11 protein-coding genes are annotated in these 12,461 nt (G+C 72.3%); 3 read left to right on the top strand and 8 right to left on the bottom strand.

Translation table 11 applies throughout. From position 1 onward, the window contains the following. Nucleotide 1: 1 nt before the first annotated feature. On the bottom strand, nt 2-931 hold the full coding sequence (locus tag HNQ01_RS21305) for a LysR family transcriptional regulator ArgP (RefSeq protein WP_173807529.1): 930 nt from the start codon (nt 929-931) through the stop codon (nt 2-4). 135 nt (nt 932-1,066) lie between these two features. On the opposite strand from HNQ01_RS21305, the gene HNQ01_RS21310 reads away from it, so the two are divergent. Next, the gene (locus tag HNQ01_RS21310) at nt 1,067-2,374 is read left to right on the top strand and encodes a D-amino acid dehydrogenase (protein ID WP_173807530.1); all 1,308 of its coding nucleotides are present in this window, start codon (nt 1,067-1,069) and stop codon (nt 2,372-2,374) included. Nucleotides 2,375-2,653: 279 nt separating this feature from the next. On the opposite strand, the gene HNQ01_RS21315 is transcribed toward HNQ01_RS21310, so the two are convergent. Then, nucleotides 2,654-3,652, bottom strand: coding sequence for a LysR family transcriptional regulator (locus HNQ01_RS21315; protein ID WP_173807531.1), 999 nt, complete (start codon nt 3,650-3,652; stop codon nt 2,654-2,656). A 129-nt stretch (nt 3,653-3,781) separates the two neighbouring features. On the opposite strand from HNQ01_RS21315, the gene HNQ01_RS21320 reads away from it, so the two are divergent. Then, nucleotides 3,782-5,305 (top strand): CoA-acylating methylmalonate-semialdehyde dehydrogenase, encoded by a 1,524-nt coding sequence (locus HNQ01_RS21320; protein ID WP_173807532.1) that lies wholly within the window; start codon nt 3,782-3,784, stop codon nt 5,303-5,305. 129 nt (nt 5,306-5,434) lie between these two features. Beyond that, a complete protein-coding gene (locus tag HNQ01_RS21325; RefSeq protein ID WP_173807533.1) occupies nt 5,435-6,106 on the top strand; it encodes an NAD(P)H-dependent oxidoreductase in 672 nt (223 codons plus the stop codon). 19 nt (nt 6,107-6,125) lie between these two features. On the opposite strand, the gene HNQ01_RS21330 is transcribed toward HNQ01_RS21325, so the two are convergent. The 6 genes from HNQ01_RS21330 to HNQ01_RS21355 are packed head-to-tail and all read right to left on the bottom strand — an operon-like array spanning nt 6,126 to nt 12,342. Next, nucleotides 6,126-7,853, bottom strand: a complete 1,728-nt coding sequence (locus HNQ01_RS21330) for an AAA family ATPase (protein ID WP_217427646.1) — start codon at nt 7,851-7,853, stop codon at nt 6,126-6,128. Next, on the bottom strand, nt 7,850-9,574 hold the full coding sequence (locus HNQ01_RS21335) for a flavin monoamine oxidase family protein (RefSeq protein WP_173807534.1): 1,725 nt from the start codon (nt 9,572-9,574) through the stop codon (nt 7,850-7,852). Before HNQ01_RS21335 ends, HNQ01_RS21330 begins: the two co-directional genes overlap by 4 nt. A gap of 58 nt (nt 9,575-9,632) precedes the next feature. Beyond that, nucleotides 9,633-9,938, bottom strand: coding sequence for a 2Fe-2S iron-sulfur cluster-binding protein (locus HNQ01_RS21340; protein WP_037482841.1), 306 nt, complete (start codon nt 9,936-9,938; stop codon nt 9,633-9,635). A 47-nt stretch (nt 9,939-9,985) separates the two neighbouring features. Next, complete coding sequence (locus tag HNQ01_RS21345) at nt 9,986-10,834, bottom strand: SIR2 family protein (RefSeq protein ID WP_173807535.1); 849 nt, start codon at nt 10,832-10,834, stop codon at nt 9,986-9,988. Nucleotides 10,835-10,870: 36 nt separating this feature from the next. Beyond that, entirely contained in the window at nt 10,871-12,064 is a 1,194-nt protein-coding gene (locus HNQ01_RS21350; RefSeq protein WP_173807536.1) for a DegT/DnrJ/EryC1/StrS family aminotransferase, read from the bottom strand. Then, the gene (locus HNQ01_RS21355; protein WP_173807537.1) at nt 12,061-12,342 is read right to left on the bottom strand and encodes a hypothetical protein; all 282 of its coding nucleotides are present in this window, start codon (nt 12,340-12,342) and stop codon (nt 12,061-12,063) included. The genes HNQ01_RS21350 and HNQ01_RS21355 overlap by 4 nt, the downstream gene beginning before the upstream one ends. Between the last annotated feature and the right edge of the window lie 119 nt (nt 12,343-12,461).

Consider the following 12,461-nt stretch of genomic DNA (forward strand, 5'->3'; position numbering starts at 1 on the left):
CTCAGGCCGTGCCGATCGGGCCGTCCTGCGGCACTCCTGCCGCCAGCGCCGCGCCGATGCGGTCGAGCAGGCCCGGGCGCGCGGTGCCGGCCGAGACCGCGTCGGCCAGCTTCCACTGGTGCCAGTGCAGCTCGACAGGCACCTGCACGTCCGGGCGCAGCAGCCGCAGCGTGCCGGCCTCGACCCGCGAGCGCACCAGCGGCCAGGCCGCCACGCCGATCCCCCAGCCGCGCTCGACCGCCTGCACATAGGCCTCGGACGAGGGCACGTAGCGCTGCAGCAGCCGCGGAGCGGGCAGCTCGAGCGCCCGCTCGACCCACTGCGCCTGCACGTCGTCCTTGCGGTTGAAGACGACGAAGGGCACCTGTGCCAGATGGCGCCGGCTCAGGCCGCTGGCGCCGATCATCCGCTCGACGAAGCGCGGGCTGGCCACCGCGACATAGCGCATGCTGCACAGCGGCGTGACCCGGCAGCCGCGCAGCGCCTCGGCCAGCGTCGACACGCAGCCCAGCACCCGGCCCTCGCGCAGCCAGTCGTGCGTGAAGTCCTGGTCGTCGACGATCAGCTCCAGCGAGATGCCGTCGTCGACCAGCGGCTGCAGCGCCGGCAGCACCCAGGTGGCCAGGCTGTCGGCATTGACCGCGATCGGCACCCGGTCCTCGATGTCGATGTGCTCGCCCAGATCGCGCGCGACGTCGCTGCGCAGCGCCTGCAGCTGGCGCGCGTAGCGCAGCAGCACCTGGCCCGGGCCGGTGAGCCGCAGCGGGCGCGAGCGCACCACCAGCGGCTGGCCGATCTGCATCTCCAGCGCGCGCAGCCGCTGCGACACCGCGCTCTGCGTGATCGCCAGCCGGTGTGCGGCGCGCTCGAAGCTGCCTTCGTCGACGAGGGCGGCCAGACAGTCGAGGGCGGCAGGGTCGAGCAGTTTCATAAGCAGCGATTATCAAACCTGAAACTAATTCATGTCTCTTTTGATCGGGCGCGGCCGCTGTCACCATCGCGTCATCGACCGGAACCGGCTGGCAGCCCCGCTGCCCGGCCGTGCATGACCGGCAAGGAGATCGCGATGAAAGTCACCATCCTCGGCGCCGGCATCATCGGCGTCAGCACCGCCTGGCACCTGCTGGAGCTCGGCCACGAAGTCACCGTCATCGAGCGCCAGCCCGATGCCGCGCTGGAGACCAGCTTCGCCAACGGCGCGCAGATCTCGGTCAGCTTCTGCGAGCCCTGGGCCAACGCCGGCGCGCCGCTGAAGGTCATGAAATGGCTGATGAGCGACGAGTCGCCGCTGCTGTTCCGCCCGAAGCTCGATCCGCACCAGTGGCGCTGGGGCCTGTCCTTCCTGGGCCAGTGCAGCGACGCGGCCTTCGAGCGCAACGTGCGCCAGCTCGTGGCGCTGGGCAGCTACAGCCACGAGACGCTGAAGTCGATGGTCGCGGCCACCGGCATCGAGTACCAGCGCCTGGAGCGCGGCATCCTGCACTTCTTCTCGACCCAGGCCGACTTCGAGTCGGGCGCGGCCGGCGCCGAGCTGATGCGCCGCTACGGCGTCGACCGCCGCGTGCTCAGCCGCGAGGAGGTGCTGCGCGTCGAGCCGGCGCTGGCCTCGTGGGCACCGAACATCGCCGGCGGCACCTTCACGCCGTCGGACGAGTCGGGCGACGCCTGTGTCTTCACCCAGCAGCTGGCGCGGCGCTGCATCGAGCGCGGCGCCACCTTCCTGTACGAGCACGAGGTGCTGCCGCTCGAGCGCATCGGCGGCGCGGTCAGGCAGGTCCGGGTGCGCCGCGTCGGCCATCCGCAGGTTCGCACGGTCTCGGGCGACGCGGTGGTCGCGGCGATGGGCTCGTACACGGCGCCCTTGCTGCGCGGCGTCGGCGTCGACCTCAACATCTATCCGGCCAAGGGCTACTCGGCCACCTTCCGGCTGCGCGACCCGAAGCGCGCCAGCGTCGTCAGCCTGCTCGACGACACCCGCAAGATCGCGATCTCGCGCCTGGGCGACCACATCCGCGTGGCCGGCACCGCCGAGCTGGCCGGCTACGACACCAGCCTGGACGGCCGGGTGGCCCGTGCGCGCTGCGAGTCGCTGCGTCGCCGCTTCGAGCAGCTCTTCCCCGGCGTGGCCGACACCAGCGAGCCGAACTACTGGACCGGCCTGCGCCCGAGCACGCCGACCAACATCCCGTACATCGGCCGCACGAAGGTCGAGGGCCTGTGGGTCAACGCCGGCCACGGCACGCTGGGCTGGACGCACGGTGCCGGTTCGGGCCGTGCGCTGGCCGAGCTGATCAGCGGGCGCCAGCCGGCGCTGGAGTTCGGTTTCTGCGGTCCCCGCGAAATGCGCCGTCCGCTGCGCGAAGTGGCGGCCTGAGCCCTCCGAAGTCCGTCGGAAGGTCCCGAAGGTGCGTCAGCGAGGCCCTCTTGACGGATTCTTGATGGATCGCGGTTCTGATAGTTTTGATGTATCACGAAATCTGTGATGCATTCACCAGATGACTTCAACCGTCATGGGGATGGGCGGACCAGGGGGTGACCCCTAAAGTCTCACTATCAGCTGTCACGCGGTATCACAAAAAACTGCTTCCGGCTCACGAAAATCTGCAAAAAAATCACACCAGATTCGCGGTCGGACCTTCTTTCCCAACGGCGTTCATCCGGAACGTCCATCAACCCACCCTCGTTGGTGGGTTTTTTTTTGCCCGAGCACCTCGCGCAGATGGCTCACGAGCGCATTGACCGCGCGCGGCACATGCGGGCTGTACGGCCGGATCGCCCAGAGCTGCTCGCCGAAGGCGCCGACGCTCTGCCAGCGCGGCAGCACCTCGACCAGCTCACCTTGCGCCAGTGCGGATCCGGCGCTGAAGTCCGGCAGCAGCGCGATGCCCAGGCCGCCCAGCGCGGCCTCGCGCAGCACCTCGCTGTTGTTGGCACTGAAGGCGCCACGCACCGCGACGGTCACATGCGGCGTGCGGCTGCCGGCCGTGTCGCGGGAGGCGATCGGCCGGAACTGCCAGGCGGGTGTCTCGCCGGAGCGCAGGTAGTGCAGGCAGTCATGCGCGGCCAGATCGGCGGGGTGCTCGGGCGTGCCGCGGCGCGCCAGGTAGTCGGGCGTCGCCAGCAGCACGGCCCGGGTCGGGCGCAGCGGCCAGGCCACATGCGTTTCCGGCGGATGGGCGGTGTGGCGGATCGCCAGATCGAAGCCTTCCTGCGCCAGCGAGACCAGCCTGTCCGAGAGGTCGAGTTCCAGCCGCACCTCGGGATGCGCGTGCAGGAAGGCCGGCAGGTGCGGCACGATGATCTGGCGACCGAGCGCCACCGGCATCGTCAGCCGCAGCCGGCCGCGCGGCACCGCCGCCAGATCCTTCACCTGCGCGAAGCCGCGCTCGATCTGCGCGTAGGCATCGCGGGTGCTGTCGATCAGCTGCTGCCCGGCCTCGGTCAGGCGCACGCTGCGGGTGGTGCGCTGCACCAGCGGCACGCCGGCTGCACGCTCCAGATCGGCGATGCGCTGGCTCATGCCGGCCTTGCTCAGCCCGAGGCGTTGCGCGGCGGCGGTGAAGCTGCCGAGATCGCCCAGCACCGTCAGCGCATGGATCGGCGACCACAGCGTGTCGAGGCGACGGGCCTCCGGGTCGTCCTGAAGCGTCACGACAGCTCCTTTGTTCCGGGTTTTCTCGAGTGATTGTTCGTTCTGATGAACAGTGTATCCGTCGCCGATGGCTGTTCAGCCCCTGGAGGCCTGCCTAGACTGCGCTCCATTCCCCCAGGAGAACACGCCATGTCCGCACCGACCCCGTTCACCCGCACCGCGCCTGTCGGCCACTACATCCAGGGCGAGATCGTCGCCGGCCGCAGCGGCCGCTCGCAGGCCGTCTACAACCCGTCCACCGGCGCGGTCGCGCGCGAGGTGGTGCTGGCCACGCAGGGCGAGGTCGAGGCCGCGATCGCCGCGGCCAAGGCCGCATTTCCGGCGTGGGCCGACACGCCGGCGGTGCGCCGTGCGCGCATCCTGAACAACTTCCTCGCGCTGCTCAACGAGCACCGTGACGAGCTGGCCGCGATGATCACCGCCGAGCACGGCAAGGTCTTCACCGACGCCCAGGGCGAAGTCACCCGCGGCATCGAGATCGTCGAGTTCGCCTGCGGCATCCCGCAGCTGATGAAGGGCGACTACACCGAGCAGGTCTCCACCGGCATCGACAACTGGACGATGCGCCAGGCGCTGGGCGTGGTCGCCGGCATCACGCCGTTCAACTTCCCCGTGATGGTGCCGTGCTGGATGTTCCCGGTGGCGATCGCCTGCGGCAACACCTTCGTGCTCAAGCCCAGCGAGCGCGACCCCTCGCCCAGCCTGTTCATGGCCGAGCTGCTCAAGAAGGCCGGCCTGCCCGACGGCGTCTTCAACGTCGTCCAGGGCGACAAGCTGGCCGTCGACACGCTGCTGAACCACCCGGACGTCAAGGCGGTCAGCTTCGTGGGCTCCACCCCGATCGCGCAGTACATCTACGAGACCGGCGCCCACCACGGCAAGCGCGTGCAGGCCCTGGGCGGCGCGAAGAACCACATGGTTGTGATGCCCGACGCCGACGTCGACCAGGTGGTCGACGCGCTGATCGGCGCGGCCTACGGCTCGGCCGGCGAGCGCTGCATGGCGATCTCGGTGGCGGTCTGCGTCGGCGACGAGATCGCCGACAAGGTGGTGCCGAAGGTGGCCGAGCGCGCCCGCGCGCTCAAGATCAAGGACGGCATGAACCTCGACGCCGAGATGGGCCCGATCGTGACCGCGCAGGCGCGCGACCGCATCGAGGGCTACATCGCGCTGGGCGTGGAGGAGGGCGCCGAGCTGGTGGTCGACGGCCGCGGCTTCCGCCCGGCCGGCCTGGAGAACGGCTTCTGGACCGGCGGCACGCTGTTCGACCGCGTGACGCCCGAGATGCGCATCTACAAGGAAGAGATCTTCGGCCCGGTGCTGGGGTGCGTGCGCGTGGCCACCTTCGCCGAGGCGGTCGACCTGATCAACGCGCACGAGTTCGGCAACGGCGTGGCCTGCTACACCAGCGACGGCAACACCGCGCGCGAGTTCTCGCGCCGCATCCAGGTCGGCATGGTCGGCATCAACGTGCCCATCCCGGTGCCGATGGCCTGGCACGGCTTCGGCGGCTGGAAGAAGAGTCTGTTCGGCGACATGCACGCCTACGGCGAGGAGGGCGTGCGCTTCTACACCAAGCAGAAGTCGATCATGCAGCGCTGGCCGGCGAGCATCGGCAAGGGCGCCGAGTTCGTGATGCCGACGGCGAAGTGAGGCGGGGCGGGGTCGGCCTGCCGCAGCCGGCCCGGCCCTATCACATCCGCCAAGACCGCGGCGCCGACGCTGCCGTCATGGAACGGCCTAGACTGGGAACCGATTCATTGACATGACAAGGATTTCCCGATGAGCACGACCGTGACCGCTCCGACCCCGTCCTCCGACGCGCTGATCGAGCGCATGAACTGGCGCTACGCTGCCAAGAAGATGGACCCGGCGCAGCCGGTGCCGGAGGACAAGGTGGCGCGCATCGTCGAGGCCGCGCGCCTGGCGCCGACCTCCAGCGGCCTGCAGCCCTTCGAGCTGATCGTGGTGACGAACCCCGAGGTGCGTGCGCGCATCCGCGAGATCGCCTGGAACCAGGCGCAGATCACCGACGGCTCGCACCTGCTGGTCTTCGCCGCCTGGGACACCTACACCGCCGAGCGCATCGACACGATGTTCGACCTGGTCAACCAGGTGCGCGGCTTCACCAACGAGGGCTGGGAGAACTACCGCAAGATGCTGCTGTCGACCTACCCGCAGCGCGATGCGGAAGTCAACTTCCAGCACGCCGCGCGCCAGGCCTACATCGCGATGTCGGCGGCGCTGCTGGCCGCCGCCTTCGAGGGCGTGGACGCCACGCCGATGGAGGGCTTCGATCCGGCCAAGCTCGACGAGATCCTGGGTCTGCGCGCGCGCGGCCTGCGCAGCGCGGTCATCGTGCCGCTGGGCCACCGCCAGGTCGACGGCGACTGGCTGGTGAACCTGCCGAAGGTGCGCCGCCCGCTCGAGCAGTTCGTCTCCGAGCTGCGCTGAGCCGCGCCCGGCGCCGGGCTCACGCGCCCGGCATCTCCATGCCGCGGAACACCGCGCAGCGCTCGAAGACGGCGGCGTCGGCCGTCTGGCCGCGGTGGCGGCACCAGGTCGCCACCAGCCGCGCCAGGCCCTTGATGTCGCGGCCGCTGGCCTGGGCGAAGCGGTCGGTCAGGTGCGCGACCAGCGCGTCGTCGAGCGCCAGGCCGAACTGCTCGCCCATGACCCGCCAGATGCGCGCGCGCGCCAGCACGTCGGGCGGGTGGTAGCGGATCAGCGCGATGCAGCGGCTGACGATGGCCTCGTCGATGTCGTCGATGCGGTTGGTCGTCAGGAAGAGCAGGCCGTTGAAGTACTCCAGCACCCGCAGGAAGACGCCGACGACCGCGTTGGTGGTCAGGTCGTCGGCGCGGCGGCGGATGTAGACGTCGGCCTCGTCGATCAGCATCACCGCGCCCCAGCGCTGCGCGCGCGTCAGCGCCTCCTTCAGTGCCAGCTCCATCGCCGCGACGTTCAGGCCGAGCTGGCCGGAATGCACCCGGTACAGCGGCCGGCCGATGATCTCGGCATAGACCTCGGCGGTCAGCGTCTTGCCCACGCCGGGCGGGCCGGCGCACAGCACCGTCGTGCCGCCCGACTTGCCCGCGACGATGTCGTCCATCAGCACGTCCATCTCGGCCGTCAGCAGGTCGATCAGGTCGGTCTGCTCGCGGGGCAGCACCAGCCGCTCCTTCAGCCCGGGATCGTAGGCGTAGGGCTCGAGATCGTCCGCATGCACCCAGACATGGCGGTGCAGCTCCAGGTGGAACAGGAAGACGAAGCCGTGCACCGGCAGCCGGGTGAAGAGCTCGGGCGGCATCGACGCGCGCAGCGCCGCCAGCTCGTCCTCGCCGCCGTAGAGGTTGCTGCGCGCGGCGCGGCGCAGGTAGGCGCCGAGGATGTCGCCGGCGGCGTCGAGCACCGCGGTGCGCGGCGGCAGCACGCTCTCGTCGTTGACCAGCCGCGCCGGCGTGCCGGAGGACGACAGCACGACGCGGTCCTTGCGCGACCAGTCGGTGTCGCGGTGGGTCGCGGTCGGGTCCTCGGCGAGGTAGCCGGTGCCGCGGCCGAGGAACTGCGCGCCGTGGCGCAGCCGCCATTCGGCATGGCGCGCCGCGCTGGCGTCGTGCGCCTCGAGCAGCGCGTCGGTCTCCTTCAGCAGCCCGCGCGAGGCCAGCAGCGCGGCGATGCCGCCGCGGCCCGCAGCCGCACGCAGGTCGCCTTCGGTGAGCCGCAGCGTCTGCGTGACCAGGCCGGTGCGCACCAGCGCCTTCATCTCGACCAGCACCCGACCGGCCTCGTCGCCGCTGGCGGCGACATGGTCGACGCGGGTGACCAGCCAGGGCGCGAGCCGGCCGTCGGCCTGCGCGGCGAACAGCCAGCCGCGGCGCGCGTCGACCACCAGATGGCGCACCAGCGCCAGCAGCAGCTCCTCCAGGCCCGAGCGCTCGCCCAGCGGCGCGCCGTCGGCCTCGAGCGCGGCGATCAGGCCCAGCAGCAGCCGGTGGCGCGCGGCCCAGGCCGGACCGGCATCGGCGTAGATCTGGCCGAGCACCTGCAGCTCGTCGCGGCCGAGGTGGTGCCAGGGCAGCTCGACGCGCGCGCCCTGGCGCAGCGGCTCGTCCAGGTGGGCCAGCCGCGGCACGCGCGCGATCAGCGCCTGCGCCTGCGGCCGCTCGAGCAGCAGGTGGATGCCGGCGGCGGCGTTCATGCCGGCACCGGTCCGCCGGCGCGCGCGATCAGCCGCGCGTCGACCTCGAGCGCGAAGGCCTGCCAGGCGGCGGCCAGATCGCGCCGGATCGTGCCGAGGTAGTCGCGCGGCGGCTGGTGCTCCTGCGGGAAGTTCGAAAGGGCGCACGAGCCGCGGTTGAATCGCACCGCCTCGCCCAGCAGCTCGTCGGCCAGGCCGCCGAAGGGCGCCAGCACCCGCGGCGTCAGCGCGGCGCGCCCGCCCGGCAGCGGAGCCTGCGGCGGCGTGATCACCAGCGGCAGGCCGTCGAGCCGCGCCAGCGCCTCGGCGTAGATCGACTCGAGTGCGGACAGCACCGCGCGCTGGGTGAGCTGGTCGCGCTGCTGCGCCGCCAGCGCATGGTGGACCCGCTGGCGGTAGCGCTGCAGCGCGCCGGCGCGCGTCTCGGCGACCCAGCGGGCGAAGTCCTGCAGCGCGCGGTCGTTGTGGCCGTCGTTGGCCGCCTCGCGCGCGGCCTGCGGCAGCGGGGCCGGCGGCGCGACGAAGCCGCGGCCGTCGCGTGCCGGCGCGGGGCCGGCGGCCACCGGTGCCAGCCGCGCCTGCAGCTCGCGGCGCAGCCGCGCGGCCGAGGACAGCGCCCCCTCGAGGTAGCCGGTGCCGTGCTGCGCGGTCTCGGCGCCGCCCAGCCACAGCCGCCCGTTCCAGGCCGGCTGCAGCAGGCGCGCGTCCGCCGCCGGATGGGCCGGCGCGCCGGCGCGGCCGTCCTCGGCCAGGTCGCGCTGCGAACAGGTGCGCGGCTCCTCGGCCCAGTCCTGCTGCAGCAGCAGGCCGTCCTCGGCCTCGGGGCCGAAGAGCTGCACGAACTGGCTGCGCAGCAGCAGCGGCATCGCCCGCGCGAAGGGGCGGCGCTGCTCGGCCGCCAGCGCCTGGAAGCCGGCCAGCGCGGCGCCGGTGGCGGTGCCGGCGTCGAAGACCTCGGCCAGCACCGCCTGCGCATGCGTGACCCAGGCGTTGCCGCTCAGGCCGCGGTCCTGCCAGAACGGGCGGGCGGCGACCAGCGCGGCCTTGGCGGCGGTGGCCATCCAGGTCGGCGTGGCCTGCATCGCCTCGACGGTGGCAGTCTCGAGCGCCGGCTCGAAGCGCAGCTGCTCGAGCGCCAGCCGCGGCGGCAGCGCCAGCACCACATGGCGGGCGCGCAGCGCGTGGCGGATCGCGCCGTGGGCGAACTGCAGCTCGACGCCGCTGCCGTCGTCGAGCCGCACCAGCGCCTCCAGCGCCTGGCCGGTGCGCAGCCGCGCGGCGCCGCCGGCGGCCTCGATGCGCGCCACCAGCGCGTCGACCAGCGCGGCCATGCCGCCGTCGAGCCGGCGTGCGCCGCCATGCAGCCGGCCGGGCTGGGCCGCCTCGGCCGCGGCCTCGCTCGTCTCCCAGTCCGGGGTCACCGTCAGCACCCGCGCGGGCTGCTGCGGATCGTCGAGCAGCAGCACGCGGCCGTCGTCGGCCTGCGCGCGGCTCGGCAGACCGAGGTCCTCGATCAGCCGGGTGATCGAGGGCTGGGTGTCGGGCCAGAACCAGGTGGGACCGAGGTCGATGCGCCCGCCGCGGCCGTCGGGCTGCGACAGGATGCGCCCGCCCAGGCGGTCGCGCGCCTCGAACAGGCGCCAGTCGGCCCCGCGGGCCTGCAGGCTGTGGGCCAGCGCCAGGCCGCACAGGCCACCACCGATGATCGCGACGTCGAGCATGTCAGGCTCCCGGCAGGCAGGAAGGACGAGAACGCGGGCGGCGGGCGGAGCGTCCGGCTCAGCCCGACAGCGCGCCCAGCAGCTCGACGGTCACCGGCTCGGTGCCGAGGATCGTCGCCTGGCAGGCCAGGCGCGACTTGCTGCCGATGCCCACCAGCGTGTCGAGCTTGGCGTTCTCGGCCGGGGTCAGCTTCGAGACGCCCTTGCGGCCGCCGGTGACGAAGACGTGGCAGGCGCCGCAGCTGGCCTTGCCGCCGCACTTGCTGGCGATCTGGCCGCCGAGCGCGAGAATGGCCTGCAGCAGGTTGGTGCCGTCGGCGACTTCGCCGGACAGGCCGGAGGGCTGGAGGGTGAGCGTGGTCATCGGAGTTCTCCTGGAGGGATGCACAGGGCGGGGAAGGGATCAGGCGATCAGGCGGCCAGCGGCTGCGTGGCGACGAGCCGCGCGGCGACCTCGGCCAGCGGCAGCGCGATGCGGGTGATGCCCAGCTCGTCGAGGAAGCGCGCCTCCATGCGCGTGGGCTCGTCGGCCATCACCGCGTAGTGCGGGCCGCCGCTGCGCTTGAGGATCTGGCGCGCGAAGGCGCGCGGCAGCTGGTCGTTGAAGCGGCAGCCGAGGAAGACGAAGCCCAGCGTGGCGCGGCGCTGCTGCACCTGCGCCGGGATCGGCGTCTGGATGTCGATCTCGGTCAGCACCTCGACGAAGTCGGAGTCCGAGACCAGGTAGTTGCTCGCCGGCGCGCGGCCGCCCCAGGGCTTGTAGTACAGCAGCGGCGCCTCGACCGGGTCGGGGCTGGGCGCGCCGCTGGCGTCGTAGCCGCCGGTCCAGGTGCCGAAGTGCTCGCTCTGGCTCAGGCCCTGCACCTCGGTCCAGGCGGTGCGGCCGACCTGCGCCAGCGCCAGGCGCAGCGTGTCGTCGTACCAGCAGTCGACCACCAGCGGGCTGGGCAGCGTCGCCAGCCAGCGGTGCAGCGGCGAGGGCTCGGCCGACAGCGCGAAGGCCTCGTCCATCGCCTTGACCAGGCTCTTGCGATGCTTGAAGTTCTCGATGAACTGCGCCGCCGCGGTCAGGCGGTTGCGGATCTTGCCCGGCACCGAGACCTTGGTGGTCAGCACGCCGGCCAGCGCCAGCGCGTCGGCCGGCGGCACGACGCCCTCGCACAGCGAGAGCAGGCCCGGGCCGAGGTAGGGCGCCAGCGTGCCGGCGGTCAGGCCAGCGACGACGGCGTCGGGCAGTTCGGTGACGGTGGAGTGGCTCATGTCCGGTCCTTCGGGTCTTTCCGATCTCTTCGGTCTTCAGTAGATGGCCGCGCCGGCGCCGACGTTGACGGTCGAGTCCTTCATCGTCTTGACGATGAAGCGGACGTGGTCGGAGGTCAGGTGCGCGTGGAAGGGCAGGGCGATCGCGCGGTCGGCGATGCGCTCGACCAGCGGCAGCTGGCCGCGGCGCCAGCCCTGCTGCTGGTAGTGGAACTGCTGGTGCAGCGGCTGGCAGTACAGCGCCGCCTCGATCATTTCCTCGGCCAGGTCCTCGACGATCTGGTCGCAGGCGCTGGCGGTGAAGCGCTTGCCCAGGTGCACGACGTAGAGCATCCAGTGCACCTCGTCGACGCCGGGGCGGATGTAGGGCGGCTTGATGCCCTCGAAGGTCTGCACCTGCTCCAGGTACAGCGCCTCGACCGTCTTGCGCTTCTCGAGCAGCTGCGGCAGGCGCGCGAGCTGCGCCAGCCCGAGCGAGGCGGTCAGCTCGCTCACGCCGCACTGCAGCGGCACCCGCGAGCCCACCGACACCGAGCGCCGGTCGGCCAGCGCCCGCGCGCGCAGGTAGCGCAGCTCGGCGGCGAGCGCGTCGTCGTCGGTGACGACCATGCCGCCCTCGCCGCAGCACAGCGCCGAGGGCTGCGAGAAGTCGAACACCGACAGGTCGCCGAAGCTGCCGACCGGGCGGCCCAGGTAGCGCGAGCCGATCGCCTCGGTCGAGTCCTCGATCAGCTTCAGGCCGTGGCCGTCGGCCACCGCGCGCAGCGCGTCCCAGGCGGCGGGGTGGCCGTTGACGTTGCCGGCCAGGATCGCCCGGGTCTGCGGCGTGACCTGCGCGGCGGCGCGGGTGGCGTCCAGGCAGCCGGTCCAGTAGTCGATGTCGGCGAAGACCAGCCGCGCGCCGGCCAGCGTGACCGCGTGCATCACCTGGTGCCAGCCGTAGGGCGAGGCGACGACCTCGTCGCCGGGTCCGATGCCCAGCGCGCGCAGCGCCAGCCAGGTGCCGACGGTGCCGCTGGCCATCGCGACCGCGTGCCGGCGCCCGAGCAGCGCGGCGAAGCGCTGCTCGAAGGCCTCGACCAGCGGGCCACCCGACAGCCGCGCGCCGTGCAGCGCGCGGGTGACGAGCTCGACCTCGACCTCGGTGACGTCGGGGTCGCTGAGCTGCAGCCAGCCCTCGGGCAGCTCGAAGTCCTCGGCGGCGTCGGACAGTTCGGCGGGCGCGTTCATGCGGCGGCTCCGGGCCTGTCGGCGAGGAAGAGGCCCGCGGCCTGCGCCGCGTCCTGCGTGACCTGCCAGCAGTGGCCGTCGCTGGCACCGAACCACAGCAGCCGGCGGCTGCCGCGCGCGGCCGGCGTCTCGGCGCGCATGTCGAAGGCGTCGACGACGACCACGCGCAGCGGCGCCAGGCGCTGGCGCAGCAGCGCGGCGGCCTCGCGCACCGTGCCGGCCGTGTCGGCCAGCGCGGCGATCTCGCTCAAGGGGGGCAGGGACAGGGGCTGGCTCATGGCGGGCTCCGGGCGAGGGGGATTCGGGCTTGTATGTTTCAGACCAGACCAGCGCGGTAGAGTCTGAACGCCGTTGAGGCGGCCAGACCGGACCGTGCAGCCTGGTGGCGGCTTGGGCC

Origin of the sequence: Sphaerotilus uruguayifluvii, assembly GCF_013294065.1 — a bacterium.
Taxonomy (GTDB): domain Bacteria; phylum Pseudomonadota; class Gammaproteobacteria; order Burkholderiales; family Burkholderiaceae_C; genus Sphaerotilus; species Sphaerotilus uruguayifluvii.

What these genes read in the sequence shown, in the direction of transcription:
- HNQ01_RS21305 (WP_173807529.1), bottom strand. Translation starts at nt 931, where the DNA reads ATGAAACTGCTCGACCCTGCCGCCCTCGACTGTCTGGCCGCCCTCGTC.
- HNQ01_RS21310 (WP_173807530.1), top strand. Translation starts at nt 1,067, where the DNA reads ATGAAAGTCACCATCCTCGGCGCCGGCATCATCGGCGTCAGCACCGCC.
- HNQ01_RS21320 (WP_173807532.1), top strand. Translation starts at nt 3,782, where the DNA reads ATGTCCGCACCGACCCCGTTCACCCGCACCGCGCCTGTCGGCCACTAC.
- HNQ01_RS21325 (WP_173807533.1), top strand. Translation starts at nt 5,435, where the DNA reads ATGAGCACGACCGTGACCGCTCCGACCCCGTCCTCCGACGCGCTGATC.
- HNQ01_RS21330 (WP_217427646.1), bottom strand. Translation starts at nt 7,853, where the DNA reads ATGAACGCCGCCGCCGGCATCCACCTGCTGCTCGAGCGGCCGCAGGCG.
- HNQ01_RS21335 (WP_173807534.1), bottom strand. Translation starts at nt 9,574, where the DNA reads ATGCTCGACGTCGCGATCATCGGTGGTGGCCTGTGCGGCCTGGCGCTG.
- HNQ01_RS21340 (WP_037482841.1), bottom strand. Translation starts at nt 9,938, where the DNA reads ATGACCACGCTCACCCTCCAGCCCTCCGGCCTGTCCGGCGAAGTCGCC.
- HNQ01_RS21345 (WP_173807535.1), bottom strand. Translation starts at nt 10,834, where the DNA reads ATGAGCCACTCCACCGTCACCGAACTGCCCGACGCCGTCGTCGCTGGC.
- HNQ01_RS21350 (WP_173807536.1), bottom strand. Translation starts at nt 12,064, where the DNA reads ATGAACGCGCCCGCCGAACTGTCCGACGCCGCCGAGGACTTCGAGCTG.
- HNQ01_RS21355 (WP_173807537.1), bottom strand. Translation starts at nt 12,342, where the DNA reads ATGAGCCAGCCCCTGTCCCTGCCCCCCTTGAGCGAGATCGCCGCGCTG.